Origin of the sequence: Collinsella sp. D33t1_170424_A12 (genome assembly GCF_015554865.1) — a bacterium.
GTDB lineage: Bacteria > Actinomycetota > Coriobacteriia > Coriobacteriales > Coriobacteriaceae > Collinsella.
Window position 1 is genome coordinate 1 of the sequence record NZ_JADNJJ010000096.1, and the last position, 23,303, is coordinate 23,303.

Below are 23,303 nucleotides of genomic sequence, written 5' to 3' on the forward strand. Positions count from 1 at the left end.
TGCTCGAGCGCTTGATGGATGCGGGAATCGAGATTCACGCCCAGATCGTCTTGTGCCCGGGCCTCAATGATGGCGACGAGCTCGATCGGACGCTTCGCTATTGCGAAGCGCATCCGTCTATCACGAGCCTCGGGATCGTGCCGCTCGGATTCACCAAGCACCAGGATCGCTTCGCCTCGTCGTATTCGGATGATTGGCGTGCGGCACGGGCGGTGGTTGAACAGGTTCGCCCGTTTCAGGAGCGGGCGTTCGAGCGTTTCGGTCGCCATACGTTCCAGATGTCCGATGAGTTCTACCTCGCTGCGCGCCTCGATCCCCCTCAGGCCGACTTCTACGACGGCTACCCGCAGTTTTATGATGGCATCGGCATGATCAGATCCTATCTGGACGATACCGACGCCGTTCTCGCCGACGCCGCGCGCGTTCGTCGCACGGGCGATGCGCTTCGCTCGCTCGGTCTTCGGCTCGTCGTCATCTCGGGAGAGGCGGCGCGCGACACCGTGGCGCGCTTCGTCGAGTCCCCCGAGCTCTCGGGTGAGGCCCGTGCCATCAAGAACTACTATTTCGGCGGCAACGTCAACGTTACGGGGCTTATCTGCGCATGCGATATCCTCGACCAGCTCGAGACCGACCTGGGACGGGTTATGCTCATTCTGCCCGAAGTCATGTTCAACGCCGACGGCCTCACGCTGGACGGGTATCATCGTGAGCACCTGCTCACTTTGCTGGAAGAGCGCGGGGCTCGTGCGCTCTGTTCTTCCACCGCGCCTCAGGAGCTCCTCTCGTTTATCGAGGGCGACCTGGGGCTCTAGCCGTATCGTAATTCTTCTTATCGAGGAGCGTCTATATGAAACCTATCGTCGCCATCGTCGGCCGACCGAATGTCGGTAAATCCACGTTGGTGAACCGCATCGCGCAGACCGCCGACGCCATCGTCCATCAGAGCCGCGGCGTTACGCGCGACCGCAGCTACCACGATGCCGATTGGAACGGCCGCGAGTTCACGCTTGTCGACACCGGCGGTATCGAGCCGCTGAAGAGCGAGGATATCTTCTCGGGCTCAATTCGCGACCAGGCGCTCGCCGCCTGCGAGGAGGCCTCCGCGATCCTGTTCGTGGTCGACGGCACCACCGGCGTCACCGAGGAAGATGAGAGCGTTGCGCGCATGCTCAAGCATGTCAAGGTCCCCGTGTTCCTCCTCGTCAACAAGCTCGACAATCCCGAGCGCGAGGCCGACAACCTTTGGGAGTTCTACTCGCTGGGCGTGGGCGAGCCCATCCCCGTGTCGGCGCTGCACGGCCATGGCACGGGCGACCTGCTTGACGATATCGTCGCGCTTTTCCCCGATGAGGAGGAGCTGATCGAGGACGACGACCCCGACATGCTTTCGGTCGCCATCATCGGTCGTCCCAACGCCGGTAAATCCTCCCTGTTCAACAAGATCATCGGTTCCGACCGGTCCATCGTGTCCAACGTCGCCGGCACCACGCGCGATGCCATCGATACGATCGTCGAACGCAACGGCCGCCGCTACCGCATGGTCGACACGGCGGGCATCCGTAAGAAGAGCACCGTCTACGAGAACATCGAGTACTATTCGATGGTTCGCGGCCTGCGCGCCATCGACCGCGCCGATGTCGCACTGCTCGTCATCGACTCGTCCGTTGGCATGACCGAACAGGATCAGAAGGTCGCCAACCTCGCCATCGAGCGCGGTTGCGCACTGGTGATCCTGCTCAACAAGTGGGACCTCCTCACCACCGATCGCGAGCGCGAGCACATGATGGAGACGGTTGACCGTCGCATGACGCTTGCACCCTGGGCCAGCTACCTTCGTATCTCGGCGCTCACCGGCAGGTCGGTCGAGAAGATCTGGCAGCACATCGACGCCGCCGCAGCCGCTCGTGCAAGCAAGGTGTCCACGTCGAAGCTCAACCAGATGCTCACCGAGATGCGCGAGTTCGGTCACACCGTGGTCGATGGCAAGCGTCGCCTGCGCATGCACTACGTAACCCAGACGGGCTCCAAGCCGCCGACCTTCACGTTCTTCGTCAACCATACCGATTTGGTTAACGATACGTACAAGCGCTATGTGGAAAACCGCATGCGCGCCGCCTTCGATTTCAAGGGGACGCCGATTCGACTGCGTTTCCGCAAGAAGGACCAGAAAGCCAAGGAGGCGTAAGGGTTGATGGACGATTTCGCGCGTGCATTGATCGTGACGGCCGTCTGCTGCGTGGCCGCGTACTTCCTGTGCGGCATCCCCTTCGGCAAGATTTTGGGCAAATGCCTTGGGAACGTCGATATCCAGCAGGCCGGTTCGGGCAACATCGGCACCACGAACGCCCTGCGTGTCGCGGGGCCTAAGGTTGCCGCGCTCACGCTGCTCTTCGACCTGCTCAAGGGTACGGTATGCGTCGTCGCCGCCCGCTGGCTCATCCCGGTGCTCGGGCTCGGAGCGCCCGCATGGTCGCTGGTTCCGGGTGCTTCGGGAGACTGGCTTGTCGTGCTTGTTGCTCTGGCGAGTCTCTACGGGCACATCTTCTCGCCGTACCTGCACTTCCACGGCGGCAAGGGTATCGCCACGGGCGTCGGCATCCTGTTCGGCTACTGCTGGCCGCTCGCGCTCGTCCACCTCGGCATCTTCATCGTGCTTGTCGCGCTCACCAAGTTCGTTTCACTCGGTTCGATTGTCACGGCCGGCCTCGTTCCCCTTACCATGTTCGTGACGTTCCCCTCCATGGGTCCGGTCGCCCTGGCCCTATGGGCCGTTCTTGGTTGGACGGTCGTATGGGCCCATCGCGCCAACATCGCACGCCTGCGCGCGGGCAAGGAATCGAAGCTGTCGTTTACCAAGCGTGTGACCACGAAGGATGATGAGTGATGAAGATCGCCCTTATCGGTTCCGGTTCATGGGGCACGGCCGTCGCGGGCCTCGCCGCCGCCCATGCCGACTCAGTGGTCATGTGGGCCCATGGCGACGAGACCGCTCGCGGGATCAACGAGCATGGTCGTAATCCTCGCTATCTCTCCGACTACGATCTTCCCGCTAACATAACCGCCACCGCGAGCATCCAAGAAGCGCTCGAGGGGGCGGATGGCGTCGTGTTCGCGGTACCTTCCGCCCATCTTCGCTCCGTTGCGCACGATGCGGCCGATTTCATGGATAGCGAGACGCCCGTTCTCTGCCTTACGAAGGGGGTCGAGCCCGGCACCGGATTGCTGATGAGCGAGGTTATCGCCGATGAAATCGGGCATCCCGAGCGTATCGCCGCCCTTTCCGGCCCCAATCACGCCGAAGAGATCTGCCGCGGCGGACTTTCCGCTGCCGTCATAGCCTCCGAGGATCCCGTGATCAGCGATTTCTTTAAGCGCCTTCTTATTACCCAGGCGTTTCGCATCTATGTCTCGCACGACATGGTGGGAGTCGAGACCTGCGGTGCCATGAAGAACATTATCGCCATCGTCTGCGGCATCTCCGCCGGCGCCGGATACGGGGACAACACCCTCGCCCTCATCATGACGCGCGGTCTGGCCGAGATCAGCCGCGTCGTCAGCGCTCGCGGGGGCGATCCCATCACCTGCATGGGGCTTGCGGGCATGGGGGACCTCGTTGCCACCTGCACGTCCGAGCATTCCCGCAATCGCGGCTTCGGCGTTGCGTTCTCCCATGGCGTGAGCCTCGATGAATACCAGGATCGCTCCCATATGGTGGTCGAGGGCGCAGCCGCCGCGATCAGCGTTGCCGAGCTTGCTGATCGCCTCGGGGTCGAGGTGCCGCTCACCTCGGTGCTCAACCGCACGCTTTTCCATGGTGGTACTATCGCAGAGGCGTTGGAGTTGCTCACCGACCGCTGCCCCACGCAAGAATTCTACGGTATCGACGATTAGGAGAGTGTCGACCATGCATGATTCAGTTCTGGTATCCCCGTCCATCCTGTCCGCCGACATGGCGCACCTCGCCGACGATCTGGATAAGATTGCGGGCGCCGACTATATTCATATCGATGTGATGGACGGCCATTTCACAAAGAACCTTACGTTCGGCGCCGGCATCGTGGGCGCATGCAAGCGCTCTACCGACGTGCCGCTCGACGTCCATATGATGGTTGCCAATCCCGATGACACCGTCGATTGGTATATCGATGCGGGCGCGGACCTGATCACGATTCATTTCGAGGCATCTACGCACCTGCATGGCACGCTCAAGCATATTCAGTCGCGCGGCGTGAAGGCCGGCGTCGTCCTCAACCCGGCAACCCCCGTGAGCTTCCTCGAGAGCATCATCGAAGACGTCGACGCGGTATTGCTCATGAGCGTCAATCCCGGTTTTGGCGGCCAGTCCTTTATCGAGGGCACCTTCGCCAAGATTCGCGAGCTGCGCGCACTGTGCGAGCGCCACGGCGTCTCTCCGCTCATCGAGGTCGACGGCGGCGTATCCCGTAAGAACGTCGAAGCTGTTTGCGCCGCCGGTGCCAACATGGTGGTTGCCGGCTCGGCGGTTTTCGGTGCCGATGATCCTGCATCCGAAATCGACGTCATTCGCGAGCTCGGAACTCGCGGTCTTGCATCGGCGCGTGGCTAAGCATGCTGGATAACGATTCGCTCGCCGCCCTCGTCGATCTCGACTACGCCGCATCAACGCCCATGCGGCCCGAAGCCATACGGGCTCAAGAGGCGTACGATCGCTCTGCGTATGCTGGCGCCAATCCCAACTCCCTGCATTCTCTCGGGCGTGCCGCCCAGACGGAGCTCGAGGCCTGCAGGCGTGCCGTCGCGGCGACCTTCGGTCGTTCGGTGCGCGCCTCTGAAGTTATCTTCACCGGCGGCGGAACGGAATCGAATCACCTGGCCGTACACGGTATCGCCGCCGGCGTTCGCCAGCGCGACCATGCGCGCAGCCGCGTGATCATCTCGGCAATCGAGCACGATTCCATCCTCGATAACGTGGGGCTGCTGCGCGATGCGGGCTTTACCGTCGACCTTGTGTCGCCGTGTCGCCGCGGCTATGTCGAGCACGACACCCTCGAAGCGATGATGGGGCCCGATGTCGCCCTGGTATCCATCATGCTCGCCAACAACGAGACGGGTGTCATTCAGCCCGTTCGCGAACTCGCGGCCGTGGCGCATGCCTATGGCGCGCGATTCCACGCCGACGCCGTCCAAGGCTGGCTGCACACGCCGTTCGACGTGCGCGACCTCGGGGTCGATGCCCTTTCGGTGGCAGGCCATAAAGTCGGTGGGCCCGTGGGGATCGGAGCGCTCTACCTCAAGAACCGCACGCCCATACAGCCGCTGATGCACGGCGGCGGGCAGGAGGGGGGTCTGCGGCCTGGCACGCAGGACCTTCGCGCCATCGTTGGCTTTGCCGCAGCCGCGCGCGAGCTCCACGATCGCATCGATATGGATGCCGCTTTCGTACGCGGCTGCTCCGATGCGCTCTACGAGCGTCTGTGCGCACACGAGCGCATCAAGCCCACCATGGAAGATCCGGCTGCCGTTCCACGTCTGCCCGGTATCGTCTCCATCATGGTCCGTGGTTTCGAATCCGAGGAATTGATTCTCAAGCTCGATGCCGCCGGCTTCGCCGTTTCCGCCGCTTCGGCATGCTCGAGTGGATCCATGGATGCAAGCCATGTGCTCACGGCGATGGGCATCTCCAAGAACGAGGCCCTGGGGTCCCTTCGAATCTCCTTCGACGATCGTGTGGATGCGCCATCGCTTGACCGATTCGCAGATGCCCTCGAGCAGATCATCGCTTAAGGAGTGCCATGAAGGTTCAAGATCTACTCGCGTCGCTGCTTGACCGCTACCCGCTTGCAACCGCCGAAGCCTGGGATCACGTCGGATTGTCTGCAGGAGACCCTTCAGATGAGGTCCGTCGCGTCGCCGTGGCCCTCGATGTAACCGAGGCGGTTCTACGTGAAGCCCATGCACGCGGCTGCAACGTGCTTATAACGCATCATCCCGTATACATCAAAGCACCCGGTGCCTTTTGCCCGCCTCATCGCGATGCATCGAGCTCATCGGGTGCGGTCTTTACTGCCATACGGCTTGGTATCAGCATTATCTCGCTTCATACGAATCTCGACCGTTCGCTTGAGGTGCGCGCGAAGCTGCCGGAGCTGCTTGGCGCATCGGCCCGCTCCTCGCTCGAGTTTCCCGAACAGCCTATGAATCCGGGTTTGGGCTCGCTCGTCGATATGCCGGCATGCACTGTCGAAGACCTTGCAGCTCGATGCGCCGATGCCTTCGACACCACCCCGCGTGTCTGGGGAGACCCCACATGTCGCGTGCATACGCTGGCGATACTCGGCGGCTCGCTCGGCGACTTCGGAGCCCAAGCGATCGCTGCCGGCGCCGATGCCATTGTTTGCGGCGAGGCAGGCTACCACGTCTGTCAAGACCTTGCCCAACGCGGTATATGCGTCATACTCCTCGGTCATGACGCGTCCGAGCTTCCGTTCGTGGATATATTGGCAAATTCTGTGTGCGAGAGCGGTATCGCACCTGCCGATGTGGCTACAATAAGCACCTCACATCAATGGTGGACCTATACAAAAGGAGAGCGCTCATGACCGACGGGTCGACGTTATTGAAACTACAGGAACTCGATCTGGAGCTTGAGCGTTTAACCACCGAGCTCAACAGTATGCCCGAGATTCGCGAACTCGCCAAAAAGCGCAAGGCATACCAGAAGCTTAAGCAGGATGCCACCAAGCTGCTTGCCCAGCGCAAGGATATCGAGAACGAACTTGCCGAGCTCGACGAAAACGAGGCCTTCTGCATGGCTGCCGTCGACCAGGCTCAGTCCGAGATGGCGGATCCTGCGAATTACCATGTCGTTCGCGATCTCGAAGTGCAGCTTTCCAGCATATCCAAGCGTCTCGATAAGATCGAGTTCACGCGTAAGGAGAAGCGCGCTGCCCTTACCAAGGTGCTCGATGCCGAAGCCTATGCGCGCGACTATATCGCTAAATTCGAAGCCTCTGTCATCTCCGACACGCGGATGGCGCGCGAGAAGGCCGCCGGCCTGCAAAATGATATAACTGTCAACAAGGCACGCAGGCAGGCGCTCGTGGACGGTATGGACCGGGCTCTCTATGAGCGTTACGAGGCCGCATCGAAGCGTTTCCGCGGGCTGGGTGTTGAGAGGCTCGAAGGCACCGTCCCAAGTGTTTGCCGCACCGCGCTGTCCCCATCGTCTATGGACGAGCTCGCCTCTATGGATGAGGTAGGGGAGTGCCCGTACTGCCACCGCATCATCGTTCGTTCGGTCGTGGAGTAATCATGTCACATCAGCCTTCGCATCAGCCATGTGTGCTGTTGTGCGTCACGGGCTGCATCGCGGCTTATAAGGCTTGCGAGATCACCCGCCTTCTCCAGAAGGCGGGTGTTCGCGTAAAGGTCCTCATGACGGACCACGCCATGCAGTTCGTTGGACCCACGACATTCCGTGCGCTTACTGGAGAAAAGGTCGCTTGTGGCCTGTTTGACGACCCTGAAGACCCTATTCACCATATCTCCCTTGCCCAGGAAGCCGATCTGGTGCTTGTCGCACCTGCCACTGCCAACATCATCGCGAAGATGGCGCACGGTCTTGCCGACGACCTGCTGAGTACGACCCTTTTGGCCACCAAGGGCCCCATCGCCATCGCGCCCGCTATGAATACCGGTATGTGGGAGGCGGCAGCTACCCAAGAGAATATCGAGACGATCAAGCGACGTGGATGCCAGGTTATCAAGCCGGTGGACGGCAGGCTTGCATGCGGTGATGTCGGATCGGGCAAGCTGGCGCCGGTCGATGATATCGTTGATGCCGCCCTGCGGCTCCTTCGTGGTTCCAACCTTCTTTCCGGCCGCAGCGTCCTAATCACGGCGGCCGGAACGCAAGAACCAATCGACCCGGTTCGCTTCATCGGTAACCGCTCTTCCGGTAAATTCGGATACGCCCTTGCCCGCGCCGCCCGAGATCTCGGCGCTTCCGTCACCCTTGTATCGGGCCCCTCGTCGTTGGCTGCACCCAGCGGCGTCGAACGTATCGATGTGGGCACGGCTGCCGAGATGTACGATGCGGTCGACAGCCTCTTCACTGGCGCGGACCTGCTGATCTGCGCCGCCGCCGTCGCGGACTACACTCCCGCCCACACGGCCTCGCACAAGCTCAAGAAGGCCTATGAGCACCTTGATGCCATCGAGTTGGTTGAAACGAAGGACATCCTTGCAGCCATGGCGGCTAAAAAGGGGGAGCGCGTCGTCGTAGGCTTTGCCGCCGAGACCAACGACCTGCTCGACTATGCCCGCTCCAAGCTCGTCGCCAAGAAATGCGATGCGATCGTCGCCAACGACGTATCGCAACCCCATTCGACGTTTGGAGCCGACACCGATAAGGTCTGGTGGATTACAGCTGATGGAGACGAGGAGCTTCCGCTCGCGCGCAAGGAGGACCTCGGCTACGCCATTATCCAACGGGCTGCGAAGCTTCTTCCGTAGCAAACAGGGCGCCCTCGTGCAGGCATGAGCACGAGGGCGCCCTGATATTAACGGTCGGCTTATATACAAATAAGGCCGGTTCATAAGAACCGGCCTGTAAGCTTCTGGTCGGGACGACTGGATTCGAACCAGCGACCCCTTGACCCCCAGTCAAGTGCGCTACCAAACTGCGCCACGTCCCGAAGCGTTTGTGCTGCGTGTCTTGCAGCAAGGAATAATATACTCATATGACTCGATCGATGCAAGGACTTTTTTGAAAAAGTTTTCGGCAAGTTTTAAAGGCGTGCATTCGCGAACAGTTGCGTCGGATCGATGCGAAAGGGGCCATTCTCTTTTTTTGAAGTCCTGGGCACACTCTGGATGGCAATCCCCTCAAATGGGTATGATGACTCACGTATATTTTCTAGAGCAGTTAGGATCCTATCGTGGGACTGAGGAAGAAGATCAAAAAGGAGCTCATCGGAACCTCCGATTATCCATCCAATAAGATCTTTACCATTTCGAATTTCATTACCTTCCTCCGCCTAATTCTTACGTTTGTATTCCTGTATCTGTTCGTCACCGACTACAACCGTTACGTCGCCCTCGCCATCTATGCAATCGCTGCGTCCACGGATTGGCTGGACGGGCAGATTGCGCGAATGACTAAAACGGTAAGCTGGCTGGGAAAGATGATGGACCCCATCGTTGATCGCGCTCTGCTTTTCACCGGCGTCGTGGGCCTCGTGGCTCGAGGCGAGCTTCCGTTTTGGATCTGCGTCGTTCTCATCGGCCGAGATATCTATCTTGGTCTTGGCAATCTTGTTGTTCGTCGATACCACAAACGACCCATCGATGTCGTCTTTTCAGGCAAGGCGGCAACCGCGCTTCTCATGAGCGGGTTTTCGCTTATGCTCCTCGGATTGCCCGTCGTGGACGGAATCGGGATACTTCCCGCTAGCTGGACGGCGTTCCCCGGCCTTAACGGTGCTGCGGCGCCGCTCGGTATCTATTTCGTCTACCTGGGGGTCGTCTTCTCCGTGGCAACTGGCGCCATCTATACGGCCAAGGGTGCCATGGCTATGAAGCAGGCCCTTGAACATCCTGAAGATGAGGAAGATGACTACCTCAATCCGGAGATTATTGATTCTGACGAATAGAATCAAGCAGGTTCTCCGACACTCTCCTGAGGTACACTAGAGAGTATCCGTTTTCTATTGCAGGAGTGGCTTTATGTCTCATATGTTTACCAATGAATCGAGCACCAATTCCTCTGCCGATTCCACCCGTGTGTTCCGCATGCCGCTCGACGATGCCACCTCACCTGATCTCATGAGGAGCAGGACCATCACCAAGCCCGTGCTCTCCATCATCAAGGGACCCCAGTCGGGCAACATGTTCGAGCTCGAGCCCGTGGAAACCACCATTGGTCGCGATCCTGCAAACAGTATTTTCCTGAACGATATGACCGTCTCTCGCAGCCACGCTAAGATCGTTTGCAGCGGTTCCGGTGCTCTTATCGAAGACCTCGGTTCCCTAAACGGCACGTGGGTCGATGGAGCCATCGTAAACTCCGCGCCCCTTCATGATGGCTCCTCTGTCCAGATTGGCACGTTTACGCTTATCTATCACGAAAGCGCCCCCGTTCTTATCGAGACTGGTGAGTAACTTGGCCGAGCGCAGCTATCTGAGCATCGGACAGGTTGTCAATTTACTTCGCGGAGCATATCCAGATCTTTCGAACTCAAAAATCCGGTTTCTGGAAGACGAAGGGCTTATCACGCCGCATCGTACGCCAAAGGGCTATCGTCAGTACTCTAAGGAGGACGTCGATCGACTTGAGGTTATTCTTCATCTTCAAAAGACGCGTTACATGCCGTTAAACGTTATCAAGCAGAAACTTGATAGCGCCACCGATCTCTCTACACTCGCTTTTGAAGTTGGATTGCTGTCGGACGTACCTATGAAGGCGCAGCCGAAGGAAACCAAGCAGAAACTGCATCCTATCGAGGATATGCCGGATTTGCTCGGAGTCGAAATCTCATTTGTTCGCTCGCTCGCCGACAATGACTTGATTCGCATTATCCGGAGCCCTCAGAATAGGGAACTGGTCGATGGTCGCGACTTCGACATCATTCGCCACTGCGCCGAGCTTTCACGATTCCATATCGAACCGCGAAACTTGCGTCAGTATGTGTCCGCAGCCAATCGAGAGTCGACTATGTTCGAACAAGTCCTTATCGGCATGCTCGGCATGGATGACTCCGATGAAGACCGCGAGGCAAAGCTCGAGCGTGCATTCAACAAACTGCACGACCTGACCGATGGAGTGCGTACGGCCCTTCTGAAGAACAGGGTATTCGAGTCCCTCAATGCAATCGTTGAGGATGCCGACGTCGACAGCATCGACGAGGAATTGTCGAAAGCTCGCAAGGCAAAGGATGACGATTCTCGCGCATCTGACCACGCGAAGATTCTTCCGCTCGATACATCCCCTCGGGCCAAGCAATCATCGCATATCATTCGCAAGTAGCCGCTGGCTGACAAGCTTACAAGGAGTTGTGCATGAGCGAGTTTGAATACGCTTCGCTGATTACGGACATTCCCGATTACCCCGAACCGGGTGTCGTGTTTAAGGACATCACGCCTCTTTTCGCGGATCCGGAGGGGCTTCGCCATACGATTCTGGCGATAGCCGACCACTTCCGTGATGCGGGCGTCACGAAGGTCGTTGGCCCCGAGGCGCGTGGGTTCATCGTTGGCGTTCCCGTTGCCATGGAGCTTGGAGCCGGTTTTATCCCTGCGCGTAAGCCGGGTAAATTGCCTCGAGAAACCTACTCGGTCAGCTATGAACTCGAGTACGGCACCGATTCGCTTGAAATTCACGCCGATGCGATTCAGCCGGGTGACAAGGTTCTCATCGTCGATGACCTTATCGCCACCGGTGGCACCGCAGCCGCCACAGGCACGTTGATTTCCGAGGTTGGAGCCGAGCTTGTAGGCTATGCCTGCATTCTAGAGCTTGAGTTCCTCAATCCTCGTGCCGCGCTGGCAGAAGCGGGCGATCAGGAGCTTTTCAGCCTCGTGAAGGTTCACTAGTTTCAAAGTTGCTAAAAACGCCCAGCTCACGAATGAGCTGGGCGTTTTTTGAATGTAGCCGCTCGAAATTATTCGGTAGGAAGCCCGCTATAGCTTAGATAGCGCATAAGAAACGTCTTTGAGGCAAACGCATGGGCGGCGGTCCGAACTAGCAACGACTCTCGTGTTACTTGCTGCGCGGTGTCGACCGAGGCGCGTGGGGGATTGCTGAAAGCGCAGCGAATCGCTTCCGTTACCTCGCGAGCGGTGTAGTCGTATGCGATTTCATCAGGATAGGTCATCAATTGAATTTGGAAGAGCTGCTGAATCGCTGCAATTGAGAGCACTTGCTTAAATAGGCAGATAACGAGAAGCCGTGCGATATGGGTACGGTCGTACTGTTTTTTAAACGGCGCGGCAACAAGGCCGAGTTTCACGTAATTGTTGATCATCGACGGTGTTACCCAAGGTCCGCTCGAAGGCAATCCAAGAGGGGAGAGCACGCGCTCGATGTAGCTAATGACCTGCTCTCGGTAAAGCGGCATATCGGGAAGATCCCGATAGAACGGCATGTCGAATTGAAGCGCGGTATGCACGTCCTTACTAGTAAGAAAGGCATCCGGGAGAATCGTGGGACGGATTTCTTCGAGCTTAATGGCTCCTGAATGGTCGGACATGGGGATGATGGGTTTTTGTTCCATGCTGCTTACCTGTCATGAGTAACTGCCACATGGCATCTCGTTCTAACACAACCAATTATACATAGAGTATAGAACTGTTCCATCTAGTTCTGTATACTACGTATAGTTTTCTAAAGCAATCATGAGCCTTACAGGTAAGAGGTGTCCTCATGTCTTGGTGTATCGCCGCAGATTCGAGCTGCAACCTTCGATCGTTTGTACCCACCGCTCCTGAAACTTCATTCCGATTGGCACCGTTAAAGGTGCATGTAGGGGATCGCGAGTTCGTTGATGACGCCCAGCTCGATGTTGCCGAGCTTACCAAGGCGATCGCTGCCGAGGACACTGCCACTTCGAGCTCTTGTCCGAGCATTGGAGAGTGGGCCGAGATCTTCCGAAGCGCTGATAACATAATTGCGATTACCATCTCTGCTAGATTGTCCGGTAGCTACGAGGCCGCGCAGATGGCTCGCACCATGATTATGGATGAATACGTTCGTGAACATGCGGGAAGCATTGCCGGCAAGAATATCTATATCCTAAACTCGCGCGCCGCAGGTGGTAAACTCGAGGTCCTGGTTCGCTTGCTCGATGACTATCTGCAACAACCACGCGAATTTGAGGATGCAGTTGCCTTCATCGATCATGCCGAGGAATCATCCCAGGTTCTTTATTCGCTTAGTAGATACGAAAACCTCGTTAAAAGCGGTAGGATGCCTCGTGGTGTTGGATCCATCGCATCAAAACTCAATATTCGAATCCTTGGTACGGCATCGTCGGAAGGAACGATCAAACTGATCGGCTCCACGCGTGGAGAAAAGAAAACGATTAAAAAGATTGTAGACACCATGGCTTCCAATGGATTTTCGGGTGGCAGCGTTTCCATCGATCATAGAGATAACGTCGATGGAGCCTTAGGCATCAAAGAGGCTATTCTGCAACGATGGCCCATGGCGACCGTCCACATCGAATCATGCGGCGGCCTCTGTTCGTACTATGCCGAAGAATCTGGGTTATTGATAGGCTACGAGTGGGCATAGTCAGGCCAAAGTGATCTCATTGTATTCCAACATAAAACCCGCCCGGTTTTTGGCACGCTAGACCGGGCGGGATGCTTTACAACACAGCAACTTAACATAAGATGTATTATCACGAAATTACTATGCGCCACGTGGGCGACTTTGCCACGCTATGCGACCCTCACATGAAGCTAGTACTGGAGATAGGCATTTGCCGCATGGGCGGCAATAGCTCCATCTGCGGCTGCAGTGATGATTTGGCGAAGCGGTTTCGATCGCATGTCGCCAGCGCAGAACAACCCAGGTGTTCTCGTTGCCATAAGCTCATCCGTCAAGACGCCACCATCTGGACCAAGATCTACATACGGCTCCACAAGATGAACTACGGGATTATTGCCTGCGAAAACAAATATTCCGAATGATCCCATGGGGTATGACTCGGTATAGCGTTCGTCGATGGCATTGTCTCGAAATGTAATGCTAGATAACAACGCATCTCCATCAACAGCGGCAATCGACGTGTTGAATCGAATCGAAACATTGTCCTGACTTGCAAGCCTGGCAACAAGCCCGCGTTCAGCTCGAAACTCGTCACGTCGAACGACCATCGTTACCGAATTGGCGATCTTCGCCAGATACAGACCCTCTTCAACGGCAGAATTTCCACCGCCGACAACGAACACATCTTTGCCTCGGTAAAACATGCCGTCGCACGTAGCGCAATATGAAACGCCGCGTCCGCGATACGTTTCTTCACCCTCAAAGCCGGCAGGACGAGGCACCGCTCCCGTAGTCACGATCACGGTGCGTGCGAGAATCTGCTTAGCGCCGCAATGGAGAGCAAATGAGCCGTCATCAAGCTTATCGAGTTTTTCTACCATCTCATAACGAGTTGCTACGCCCGCAGATTCAGCATGCTCTTGAAACTTCTGACCAAGTTCGGCTCCCGATATTACGGGGATACCAGGGTAGTTTTCAACCATATCCGAAGTTGCTATCTGGCCTCCAGGCATACCCTGTTCGATTACGACCGTGGTCAAGCTTGCACGCGATGCGTACATACCAGCGGTATAGCCAGCAGGACCGCCGCCGATGATGGCGACATCGTAAAGCGTGGTGTTATCCATGGCATTCCTCCAATCGTTCTTTATGTCTGGTACCCCAAGTGAAACACTCTCATCACATCTTCGGCGTAGAATATCGAAAAGTGAGGATTGAGGGGTGATGATGAACGAATCCGATCGAATGGTGACTGAGCTAGCCAATTCTTCTAGCGCGCCGGAGGTGTCGAAACGTCCGGTTGTCACCATTGTCCATGCATCAGTCGGCTCGGGACATCGTGCGGCTGCGAATGCGATTGCCGACGCATTCGAACGTCTTCGTGATACTAATAAGGTACCTAATGATGTTGAAGTTGAAGTTCTGGATATTCTCGACTTTGGTCGCATTAAATTTGACGGCAATAAAACAGCAGCGGCATTTACGGGCGCATCCAGACCCATCTACGATATAACCTGGCGATACACGCTTACAGGGCGCCTGCTCTGGGGCGGCGGTTCTATTTGGTCCCGTGTGATGTTCCCGCGCTTCAACGATTATATTCGAGAGAAGAAGCCTCTTGCCGTTATCTGCACGCATATCACTGCGGCAAATGTAGCTGTAGGAGCTCGCATGATTACTGGAATTGACTTTCCACTTGTGTGCGTTCCCACAGATTACGAAATCGAAGGACTGTGGCCCCATAAAGAAACGGATCTTTTCTGTGTCGCCAGCGAGTTTATGGCAGAAACCCTTCGGCCTCGCAAGGTTGATGAAAGTCGAATCCTGATCACCGGCATTCCTGTGCGCGGTGGATTTGATGACCCCGATTTCAATACTTCAGACGTACTTCGAAGATTCAATCTGCCCGAAGATAAAAGCATCGCACTTGTTCTTGCCGGCGCCAGCTTGCCCCAGCCTTACGTACGGTTTCGAGCTGCAATCGAGCAAACACTCCCCTATCTCCGCCGTTTTCATCATATGCACTTTGTCTTCCTAACGGGAAAAGACGAGGAGTATTCCCGTAATCTCAAGGCGATATTCAACGGCATGAAGCTTGATAACGCCACAGTGCTTGACTATGTTGATGACATGGCAGCGTTAATGAGGGCGAGTAATGTTGCGATCTTGAAATCGGGCGGTCTAACAGTAACCGAGTGCCTATGTGCGGAGTTGCCCATGATTCTCGTTGGCAAGTCGTATGGCCAAGAAAAAGCCAACACAACCATGCTTTCTTCCTATGGCGCAAGCCTGCATGTTACAACTGCTCGAGAACTCGTTGATGCCCTTGATCGCGTCCACGATCATCCGGAGATACTCGATGCGCTCCTGGTAAACGCTCGCTCCATCCGCCGGCCCAACGCAGCCGATGACATCGTTACAGCTTCCATGGAACTTGTCGGCGTTCCCCGCGAGCGCGATCGCTACCTGTTCGCATTCTATGTTGGACATAAACCAGCACACGTTCGCTAGGGGTAAGCAAAATCGCCCGGCACATTCGTGCCGGGCGATACCAAACTAAGGATCATGCTCGAGCGGATAGATGAGAGCCGCTCATCGGCTAGCACGTTCCGCTTGAACCGAATCCACCAACGCCGCGATCAGTTGCATCGAGCTCATCGACCACGGTCAACGTTACGACAGGAACCTCCTGGATAACAAGCTGGGCGATTCGCTCAGCCTTCTCGATTTGAATGTCGTTCACGGGATCGAGGTTGATAGCGATAATCTTAAGCTCGCCGCGATAATGGGAGTCGATGAGGCCAGGGGTGTTTACAATCGACAACCCGCGTTTGAGGGCAAATCCAGAGCGCGGCTGAACAAACCCGGCATATCCTTCAGGTATAGCGATAGCAAGGCCGGTTGGGATGAGCGCTCGTTCGAAGGGTTTGAGAACGAGGGTCTCTAGGGCCCGTAGGTCGAGCCCGGCGTCACCCGCATATGCATATGACGGAATCACGGCTTCAGGGTCAAGACGCTTGATAGGCACGGTAATGGCACTCACAAATCTCACCTCAATTTATTGAGCTCTTGAATAAATTCATCGACATCTTTGAAATCGCGATAAACCGATGCGAATCGAATATATGCGACCTTGTCAATTACCTGCAGGCGCTTAAGCACCATATCGCCGATTTCATGAGAGCTAACGGCCGTACGTGTGCTTTGGCGAAGCTCGCTTTCGATATCGTCGATCAACGCATTAAGTTGCGGGAGGTCTATATCGCGCTTCGAAGTTGCTCGCATGAGACCAACGAGCAGCTTGTTGCGATCGAATGGCTGCGTCGAACCGTTGCTCTTGACAACTTCGATCTGATCCTCGCACCGCTCAAAGGTGGTGAAACGATATCCGCACGATTTGCACTCACGTCGACGTTTTGTTGCATTTGCCGCCTCCTGCATGCGGGAATCAATAACCCTGGTATCGGCAGCACCGCATTTTGGGCAACGCATGGATGCCCCCTTTCATCCGCTGGTACTGCATAAGGTTACCACTGAATGAAAGAAGGCCCCCTCAAAACATCTAAACGCCTTGAGGTACCAAAAGCTTCTGGCCGACGTTGAGCTGCGCGACATCCATATTATTCCATTCCTTGATCGCTTCCATGAGTTGAGTTACGGGGACTCCCTCGATACCATGGGTTCGTGCGATATCCCAAAGCGTTTCTCCCTGTTGCACGTTAATGGAAACAAGAGGTGCCTGGGCTAATGCACGATATGCGCTGTAAGACTTATAAGCGTTGAGCCCAACTACGGCTAGGAACAGGGAAAGCGCTAGCGCGAACACAATGTATGCATAGCGAACCGGAGTTGCCTTCGAAGGCGCGGCGGCGGATCGGCCCCGTACTACAACGAAACGACGCGATCCATCGTACGGGCGCGTGGCCTCGAGGGCCATAGCCAAGCTGCCATCCACTGCATTCCAACCATTCATCTTTGCTCCTCTCGTGAATTCGTTCATGAATACTTATAGCGCGTCAAGCGGACATGAAGTCTGGACACGGAACGAGTGTTCGTATACCATTATCTTCGAACAGTTGTTCCGGTCAATAGGGAATCGAACATTTGTTTGGGGAACGGAGGAGGCCATGGCACGCAAGATCACGAAGCGCCAGCAGCAGATCTACGACTTTATCCGCAGCTATCAGCAGGAGAAGGGGTATCCTCCCAGCGTACGAGAGATGGCCGCGGCCGTTGGCCTTTCATCGCCTTCCACCGTTCACGCCCATCTCAATGCGCTTGAGGAACACGGGCTGATCAAGCGTGATGCCACGAAGCCGCGCGCGCTCGAATTGTTTAACGAGGACGGGTCTTCGGCCAAGCTTGCTCATGTCGAAGAAAACCCCTCTCGTGGCACGGTCTCACTGCCCCTCGTCGGTCGCGTGGCGGCTGGTATTCCCATTCTGGCTGAACAGAATGTAGAGGACACGTTCACGCTGCCCACGGAAATCGCGACGGACTCTTGTTCGTTTATTCTTGAGGTCCACGGCGATTCGATGATCAACGCAGGCATTTATAATGGTGACTACATCGTGGTTCGCGAGCAACCGAACGCCATGAATGGCGAAATCGTCGTTGCAATGATCGACGGGAGCGCTACCGTTAAAACGTTTTACAAGGAATGCGGCCGCGTACGCCTCCAACCCGAGAATGATGCGATGGAGCCCATCTATGCAACGAATCCCACCATCCTGGGAAAAGTCGTAGCATTGATGCGCAGGCTGTAGGATTCGCTTAATGACGCCACGCAAACCCGATACCGCCGTCGCTGCTGAATCGTCGCCAAGCGAGCACGGTTCTAAACGTATCAAGGCTTTTGATACGTTTAGGGGACTGCTGCTTATCTCGATGATGTGCTTTCATGCCGCATACGATGCGGCATATCTTTACGATATTCCCCTACCCTGGTTTACCTGCGGACCGTTTCAAGACATCTGGCGCTCAAGCATAAGCTGGTCGTTTCTTCTGCTTGCAGGATGGATGACCATTCATTCACGCTCCAATATCAAGCGTGCCGCGCAGTACGCCGTGGCCTCGATCGCAATTTATATCGTAACGAGTGTCGCCTCGGTTGACTCCCCTATCTCCTTTGGAATCATATTCTGCATGGCAGCGAGCACTCTTGCCTATATCGCACTCAAGCCTGCTATCTGCAGCCGCGACCCATTGCCAGTGGGTTTCCTCGCACTCGGACTATTCCTACTCCTGAAACACATCCCCGATACCATCTATTCAATATCGGGTTTAGAGTGGCTCGGTTTCCCTTCCGAAAGATTCTACTCCGGTGATTATTATCCAATAATCCCCTATACCTTCCTCTATATCGCGGGAGCCTCGTTTGCTCGAGCATGGAGCAATGCGCATGCGCAGGGAGATTTATATCCGGCAGGGATGTATCGCTGGCATTTGCCCATAGTGACATGGCTCGGCTCACACAGCCTTGCTGTATACCTTGTGCATCAACCGCTGCTTCTGCTTCTATTTACCCTTGCAACCTATCCTGCGGTCTAATAAAGGGTTCAAAACGCGGTGCATACGCCTTGGGGATGCGGGCAACAAGATGGATGCACTCATCAAGAAATCGTTCTTCAAGCACCATTCCTGAGGTATGAGCCAGAGTCAATAGACTGCCTTCCGCGTAGGGCAGCATAGCATCGATCAATTGATCGGATGCGGTCGCCTCTTCGCTGAGGTGATCAAGCAGTCGCGTTAATCCTTCGCCCGTAACGGAGGAAAAAGGAATGCAGCCTGGATAGCGATCGGTCAATATGCGTTTATAGCTCGGTTCCAAAAGGTCGATCTTATTCAATGCAACCAGGGTTTTCTTGTTACCCGCCCCGATCTCGTTTAACACTTGGTCCACGGCGTTCAGCTGACGCTCCCAATCCTCATCGGACGTATCCACCACCTTTACGATCAAATCGGACTCGAGCACCTCGGTCAGCGTTGACTTAAACGATTCAACGAGGCCGTGCGGCAATTTCTGGATGAATCCAACCGTATCGGTGATGGTCACCACACGACCACCCGGCAACGCGTAGGAACGAGTTGTCGGATCAAGCGTTGCAAACAATTTATCTTGAGCGAGGACGGACGCCCCGGTAAGCATGTTGAGCAACGAAGATTTACCAGCATTCGTATAACCTGCGAGAGCGATGCGATATGCCTCCGAGCTGCGGCGCTCTTTCGACTGAACGACGCGGCGCCGCTCGATATCTTTCAGCTGCTTACGCAGATTCGATATCTTACCGCGGATAAGGCGCCGATCGATTTCAAGCTGGCTTTCGCCTTGCCCGAAACGGCTACCGATGCCGCCGCGCGTCTGCTCTTTAGCAAGATGTGTCCACATGCCGCGCAGTCGCGGCAGCAAATACTGAAGCTGAGCGAGCTGGACTTGCAGCCGGCCTTCTCTCGTGCGGGCATGCAGTCCGAATATATCGAGAATAAGAGCGGTCCGATCAATAATCTTTACCGGTGACCCAACGGCTTTTTCAAGATAGCTCTGCTGTGAGGGCGTAAGGTCGTCATCAAAAATGACAACATCGATATCAAGCCTTGCAACCATCCCCTTCAGTTCCTCGACTTTACCCGAGCCGATATATGACTTAGGAATGGGCTTTTCCAAACGCTGCGTGAGGCGTGCAACCGTTTGGGCTCCAGCGGTGTCAGCGAGGCGTTCAAGCTCCTGTAGCGAGCGCTCGACCGGCCACGGACTATCTCGTCTATCGATGCCGAGCAGCAGCGCTCGCTCCGCCGTTCTTTCCGTAGAAATCAAATCACCCTTAGCCACCAAAACGCTCCAGTTGTTCGATTATGAATCCGGCTGCCTGTTCGATAGAAAGGGCATCCATGTCAATCCATTGAATCTTGGGGTCCCGACGACACCAGGAAAGCTGTCGTTTAGCGTAACGCCGTGACCTGAGCTTGATGAGCTCCACGGCCTCATCGATAGTCAAGCGCCCTTCCAATGCGTCGATGACCTCTTTATAGCCGATAGCCTGTCGTGAAGTAAGCGCATCCCCCATCCCTTGGTCAAGAAGGCGAGACACTTCGTCGACAAGACCCGCCTCGATCATAAGGTCAACGCGCGCATCGATTCGACGGTACAGGCGAGAGCGGTCCATCGTAAGCGCAAAGCGCAGCGAGGGATAGTGTTCGGATGGATGGGCGAAACCTGCCCGTTGGTCAGCGTACGAGACTCCTTCGTCTGCCATCTCAAGCGCGCGCACAACGCGACGCACATTATTCGGATGAATAGCAGCAGCGCTACGAGGATCACGCTGTTCTAGCAGGCTGTATAAACCATCTGCTCCCAGCTGTTCAGCCAAGGCGTTATAACGAGTGCGTCGCTCATCGTCGACCTCGCCCTGGGGGAATCGCATCTCTTCAAGAACGGCTTGAATATAGAGCCCCGTTCCACCGCACAGAATGGGAATGTGCCCTGATGCGAGTCGATCATCGATAAGCTTGCGGGCATCGCGCTGGAACAAAGCGACCGAGTACGGCTCATCTGGATCGGCGACATCGATCATCTGCAAGGGGACGCGCCGATCAGCAACCGGAGTTTTGGCCGTTCCGATATCCATGCCGCGATACACCTGCATGGCATCAACGGAGATGACATCGGTGTTGAGACGGAGCGCCACTTCATCGGCAAGCGCGCTCTTACCCGATGCAGTTGGACCAGAAATCGACAGAACGGGCAGCATTACCGAAAATCGCTCTCAAGCGAACCGGAAAGATACCAGGTCTTCGTTGTATCGATACGAACATCGACCATGCGACCAACCAACGTCAGAGGATCGACGCCCGTAGGGACAGGAGCGTGGACCGTTTGATTCCACGGGCTCTTACCCTGAAGCACCGTAGCGTCCTTCTTGGAAGTACCCTCGATAAGAACAGGTACAACGGAGCCGTTGAACTCGGAGTTGTAAGCAAAAGCGCCGTCCTCGATAACCTTAACGAGGCGGTTGAAACGATCAAGAATGACCTCATGTGGAGTCGGGTCATCGATTTCCGCAGCAGGCGTACCCTTGCGCTTGGAGTAGATAAAGGTGAAGGCCTGCGCGTAGCCGACCTCACGCGCAAGGCTGAGGGTCTCAAGAAAATCATCTTCGGTCTCGCCGGGGAAACCAACGATGATGTCGGTAGTCAAGGCGATATTGGGGATTTTGGACCGCACCGCATCGACGAGAGACAGGTAGTCTTCACGGGTATAGCGACGATTCATCTCCTTAAGAACTCGAGAAGAACCAGATTGGACGGCAAGATGAAGGTGCGGCATGACGGCCGGAACCTCGGCCATTGCCTCGATAGTTTCAGGAAGCAGGTCTTTAGGATGCGAAGAGGTGAACCGGATACGCTCGATGCCGGTATCGCCAACCGCCCTGAGCAGATCTGCGAAGCGCGGGGCCCCGAACAGGTCGCGCCCATACGAGTTAACATTCTGTCCAAGCAGCGTTACTTCGCGAACACCGCATCGAACAAGGCTGGTAACCTCGTCAACGATTTCATCGAACGGACGGCTCTTTTCGCGGCCGCGAACATACGGCACGATGCAGTAGCTGCAAAAATTATTACAACCCGTCATAATCGGAACCCAGGAATGATACGAAGTAGCACGATGCCATGGCATGCTCGTGGCATCCGAATCCTCGTGTTCCTCACAGCGTACATGATGACCACCCGATTGCAGGGCATCTGCAATCAACTCGCCAACATGCGCGATGGAATGCGTACCAAAGATAACATCGACGTTATCGAGATTGGTGAGAAGACCTTCGCCGTCACGCTGGGCAATGCAACCGCCAACCGCAATCACACGCTTACCATGCGGCGCAACGGGCAGGCTCTTGCAAGAAGAGCACTGGCCGTAGAGACGGGTGTCGGCCGCTTCGCGCACGCAACACGTCATAAAGATGACGATGTCGGCATCTGCGGGCTCGGCAACCTCCAGGCACCCATAAGAATCTAGAAGTCCGCTCACACGCTCGGAATCGTGAAGATTCATCTGGCAACCGAAGGTGCGGATGAAATACGTCTTACCAGAAAGAACAGAGAGAGTCATATTAGGAAACCTGCTGTACATCGTAGGGATTATGGGGCATATCTGGATACTGTGCCGATAGATGATGCACGAACACCGTCAGTCGAATGGCGGTGCGGGACTCGCCATTAATAACAATATCCGAAAAAATAGGAGCACAGGAAATGTCGAAACCGGTTGGGATAAGAAACCCGCGAGCAATGGCAGCGGCCTTAATAGCCTGATTCACAGCGCCGGCTCCCACACACTGAATGGTAACGGGAACACCATCTTTAACCATTCCAGCAATCGCACCGGCGACGGAAGCCGGAGACGATTTGCTCGAGACCTTCAGGAATTCCATCTATATTACTCCTGCAAATACGGTACGTTTAAAGTATGAAATAACTTTAGCAAACTGAGTGCGCGATAAGTCGGTGAGACTACTCTTCTTTCGCTAGCTCGAAGGTTACAGTGATGCGATCTTTACCGACGCGTATCCTCGGCTCGCCAGTAAGGTTGAGGTAGTAGCTCTCGGCAAGATCGTTGAAATCGCGTTCGACAGCTCGCGAGAACCGCGACAAATCATCCTTGCTAATCTTCAAGCCACGGCGATCTCGCTCGAGGTCGATTTCCTTGGGTGCACGCTCAGACGGATCGAGACGCTCGCGGAGAAGACGGGCGGTAACACTACGAAGCGGCCCGATAGAGCCGGCTAAAATTCGATGGGCTGTTCGCTCGGAAATATCGATACCCAGGCTGGAAGCAATCCGGATGAAGTCGGGAGCATCGGCGGCATAACCAAGGCGCTCGACAATCGGAAGCTCGCGCTCGTCCTCCAAAAACAGTAAACGCGATGCGTCGAGGCTATGGGAGGCATGATTGTACAAAGTGGCAGCGATCTCGGTAGGCGACCCCAAGTAGACGTCGCACCCATGCAGCTCCTCGAGTGCGAACTCACAGGCTGTACGAATGATGTTATGGGGACCA

26 protein-coding genes, 1 tRNA gene and 1 pseudogene are annotated in these 23,303 nt (G+C 55.9%); 17 read left to right on the forward strand and 11 right to left on the reverse strand.

The window, feature by feature from the left end:
- The 9 genes from I2E26_RS04250 to coaBC form a co-directional block, all read left to right on the forward strand.
- On the forward strand, positions 1–812 hold an 812-nt coding region (locus tag I2E26_RS04250), incomplete at its 5' end, for a DUF512 domain-containing protein (protein ID WP_195419728.1).
- A gap of 35 nt (positions 813–847) precedes the next feature.
- On the forward strand, positions 848–2,185 hold the full coding sequence (gene der / locus I2E26_RS04255) for a ribosome biogenesis GTPase Der (RefSeq protein ID WP_195419729.1): 1,338 nt from the start codon (positions 848–850) through the stop codon (positions 2,183–2,185).
- A 6-nt stretch (positions 2,186–2,191) separates the two neighbouring features.
- Positions 2,192–2,884, forward strand: a complete 693-nt coding sequence (plsY, locus tag I2E26_RS04260) for a glycerol-3-phosphate 1-O-acyltransferase PlsY (protein WP_195419730.1) — start codon at positions 2,192–2,194, stop codon at positions 2,882–2,884.
- The gene (locus I2E26_RS04265) at positions 2,884–3,891 is read left to right on the forward strand and encodes an NAD(P)H-dependent glycerol-3-phosphate dehydrogenase (protein WP_195419731.1); all 1,008 of its coding nucleotides are present in this window, start codon (positions 2,884–2,886) and stop codon (positions 3,889–3,891) included. The genes plsY and I2E26_RS04265 overlap by 1 nt, the downstream gene beginning before the upstream one ends.
- Before the next feature lie 13 nt (positions 3,892–3,904).
- Positions 3,905–4,585: a ribulose-phosphate 3-epimerase gene (rpe, locus tag I2E26_RS04270; protein ID WP_195419732.1), complete on the forward strand. Its 681-nt coding sequence runs from the start codon at positions 3,905–3,907 to the stop codon at positions 4,583–4,585.
- A 2-nt stretch (positions 4,586–4,587) separates the two neighbouring features.
- Entirely contained in the window at positions 4,588–5,763 is a 1,176-nt protein-coding gene (locus I2E26_RS04275) for a cysteine desulfurase family protein (RefSeq protein ID WP_195419733.1), read from the forward strand.
- Positions 5,764–5,771: 8 nt separating this feature from the next.
- Complete coding sequence (locus I2E26_RS04280; RefSeq protein ID WP_195419734.1) at positions 5,772–6,578, forward strand: Nif3-like dinuclear metal center hexameric protein; 807 nt, start codon at positions 5,772–5,774, stop codon at positions 6,576–6,578.
- On the forward strand, positions 6,575–7,288 hold the full coding sequence (locus I2E26_RS04285) for a zinc ribbon domain-containing protein (RefSeq protein WP_195419735.1): 714 nt from the start codon (positions 6,575–6,577) through the stop codon (positions 7,286–7,288). Before I2E26_RS04280 ends, I2E26_RS04285 begins: the two co-directional genes overlap by 4 nt.
- A gap of 2 nt (positions 7,289–7,290) precedes the next feature.
- Positions 7,291–8,493, forward strand: a complete 1,203-nt coding sequence (coaBC, locus tag I2E26_RS04290) for a bifunctional phosphopantothenoylcysteine decarboxylase/phosphopantothenate--cysteine ligase CoaBC (RefSeq protein WP_195419736.1) — start codon at positions 7,291–7,293, stop codon at positions 8,491–8,493.
- Positions 8,494–8,598: 105 nt separating this feature from the next.
- On the opposite strand, the gene I2E26_RS04295 is transcribed toward coaBC, so the two are convergent.
- Positions 8,599–8,675, reverse strand: a tRNA-Pro gene (locus I2E26_RS04295).
- Positions 8,676–8,918: 243 nt separating this feature from the next.
- Here I2E26_RS04295 and I2E26_RS04300 point away from each other — a divergent pair.
- The 4 genes from I2E26_RS04300 to I2E26_RS04315 all read left to right on the forward strand — a co-directional run bounded on the left by I2E26_RS04300 (position 8,919) and on the right by I2E26_RS04315 (position 11,571).
- Positions 8,919–9,632 (forward strand): CDP-alcohol phosphatidyltransferase family protein, encoded by a 714-nt coding sequence (locus I2E26_RS04300; protein WP_147588266.1) that lies wholly within the window; start codon positions 8,919–8,921, stop codon positions 9,630–9,632.
- A gap of 73 nt (positions 9,633–9,705) precedes the next feature.
- Positions 9,706–10,140, forward strand: a complete 435-nt coding sequence (locus tag I2E26_RS04305; RefSeq protein WP_229056403.1) for an FHA domain-containing protein — start codon at positions 9,706–9,708, stop codon at positions 10,138–10,140.
- Position 10,141: 1 nt separating this feature from the next.
- Positions 10,142–11,005 carry a MerR family transcriptional regulator gene (locus I2E26_RS04310; RefSeq protein ID WP_147588265.1) on the forward strand — a complete coding sequence of 288 codons (864 nt, stop codon included), beginning with the start codon at positions 10,142–10,144 and terminating at the stop codon, positions 11,003–11,005.
- A gap of 32 nt (positions 11,006–11,037) precedes the next feature.
- Positions 11,038–11,571 carry an adenine phosphoribosyltransferase gene (locus I2E26_RS04315; protein WP_195419737.1) on the forward strand — a complete coding sequence of 178 codons (534 nt, stop codon included), beginning with the start codon at positions 11,038–11,040 and terminating at the stop codon, positions 11,569–11,571.
- A 68-nt stretch (positions 11,572–11,639) separates the two neighbouring features.
- On the opposite strand, the gene I2E26_RS04320 is transcribed toward I2E26_RS04315, so the two are convergent.
- Positions 11,640–12,251, reverse strand: coding sequence for a DUF1836 domain-containing protein (locus I2E26_RS04320; protein ID WP_229056404.1), 612 nt, complete (start codon positions 12,249–12,251; stop codon positions 11,640–11,642).
- A 149-nt stretch (positions 12,252–12,400) separates the two neighbouring features.
- On the opposite strand from I2E26_RS04320, the gene I2E26_RS04325 reads away from it, so the two are divergent.
- Positions 12,401–13,270 (forward strand): DegV family protein, encoded by an 870-nt coding sequence (locus tag I2E26_RS04325; RefSeq protein ID WP_195419738.1) that lies wholly within the window; start codon positions 12,401–12,403, stop codon positions 13,268–13,270.
- A gap of 170 nt (positions 13,271–13,440) precedes the next feature.
- Here the strand turns inward: I2E26_RS04325 and I2E26_RS04330 are convergent, their stop codons facing one another.
- A complete protein-coding gene (locus I2E26_RS04330; RefSeq protein WP_195419739.1) occupies positions 13,441–14,376 on the reverse strand; it encodes an NAD(P)/FAD-dependent oxidoreductase in 936 nt (311 codons plus the stop codon).
- A 100-nt stretch (positions 14,377–14,476) separates the two neighbouring features.
- Here I2E26_RS04330 and I2E26_RS04335 point away from each other — a divergent pair, with 100 nt between their 5' ends.
- A complete protein-coding gene (locus tag I2E26_RS04335; protein WP_229056405.1) occupies positions 14,477–15,760 on the forward strand; it encodes a glycosyltransferase in 1,284 nt (427 codons plus the stop codon).
- An 88-nt stretch (positions 15,761–15,848) separates the two neighbouring features.
- Here the strand turns inward: I2E26_RS04335 and dut are convergent, their stop codons facing one another.
- The 3 genes from dut to I2E26_RS04350 form a co-directional block, all read right to left on the reverse strand.
- The gene (gene dut, locus I2E26_RS04340; protein ID WP_195419740.1) at positions 15,849–16,292 is read right to left on the reverse strand and encodes a dUTP diphosphatase; all 444 of its coding nucleotides are present in this window, start codon (positions 16,290–16,292) and stop codon (positions 15,849–15,851) included.
- A 5-nt stretch (positions 16,293–16,297) separates the two neighbouring features.
- Positions 16,298–16,741: a transcriptional regulator NrdR gene (gene nrdR, locus I2E26_RS04345; protein ID WP_147588259.1), complete on the reverse strand. Its 444-nt coding sequence runs from the start codon at positions 16,739–16,741 to the stop codon at positions 16,298–16,300.
- A gap of 70 nt (positions 16,742–16,811) precedes the next feature.
- The gene (locus tag I2E26_RS04350) at positions 16,812–17,222 is read right to left on the reverse strand and encodes a LysM peptidoglycan-binding domain-containing protein (RefSeq protein ID WP_195419741.1); all 411 of its coding nucleotides are present in this window, start codon (positions 17,220–17,222) and stop codon (positions 16,812–16,814) included.
- Between the two features lie 154 nt (positions 17,223–17,376).
- Between I2E26_RS04350 and lexA the strand changes: the two genes are divergently transcribed.
- Entirely contained in the window at positions 17,377–18,015 is a 639-nt protein-coding gene (gene lexA / locus I2E26_RS04355) for a transcriptional repressor LexA (protein ID WP_147588257.1), read from the forward strand.
- Positions 18,016–18,025: 10 nt separating this feature from the next.
- Entirely contained in the window at positions 18,026–18,799 is a 774-nt protein-coding gene (locus I2E26_RS04360; RefSeq protein WP_229056406.1) for a heparan-alpha-glucosaminide N-acetyltransferase, read from the forward strand.
- Here the strand turns inward: I2E26_RS04360 and hflX are convergent.
- The 5 genes and pseudogenes from hflX to I2E26_RS04385 all read right to left on the reverse strand — a co-directional run.
- Positions 18,771–20,078 carry a GTPase HflX gene (gene hflX, locus I2E26_RS04365; protein ID WP_195419742.1) on the reverse strand — a complete coding sequence of 436 codons (1,308 nt, stop codon included), beginning with the start codon at positions 20,076–20,078 and terminating at the stop codon, positions 18,771–18,773. The two genes, I2E26_RS04360 and hflX, sit on opposite strands and share 29 nt — an antisense overlap.
- Complete coding sequence (gene miaA, locus I2E26_RS04370) at positions 20,071–20,997, reverse strand: tRNA (adenosine(37)-N6)-dimethylallyltransferase MiaA (protein ID WP_147588255.1); 927 nt, start codon at positions 20,995–20,997, stop codon at positions 20,071–20,073. Before miaA ends, hflX begins: the two co-directional genes overlap by 8 nt.
- Positions 20,997–22,355, reverse strand: coding sequence for a tRNA (N6-isopentenyl adenosine(37)-C2)-methylthiotransferase MiaB (miaB, locus tag I2E26_RS04375; protein ID WP_195419743.1), 1,359 nt, complete (start codon positions 22,353–22,355; stop codon positions 20,997–20,999). The genes miaA and miaB overlap by 1 nt, the downstream gene beginning before the upstream one ends.
- A gap of 1 nt (position 22,356) precedes the next feature.
- A complete protein-coding gene (locus tag I2E26_RS04380) occupies positions 22,357–22,677 on the reverse strand; it encodes a stage V sporulation protein S (protein ID WP_195419744.1) in 321 nt (106 codons plus the stop codon).
- A gap of 79 nt (positions 22,678–22,756) precedes the next feature.
- Positions 22,757–23,303 (reverse strand): annotated as a pseudogene (locus tag I2E26_RS04385) (ATP-binding protein); the annotation flags it as partial.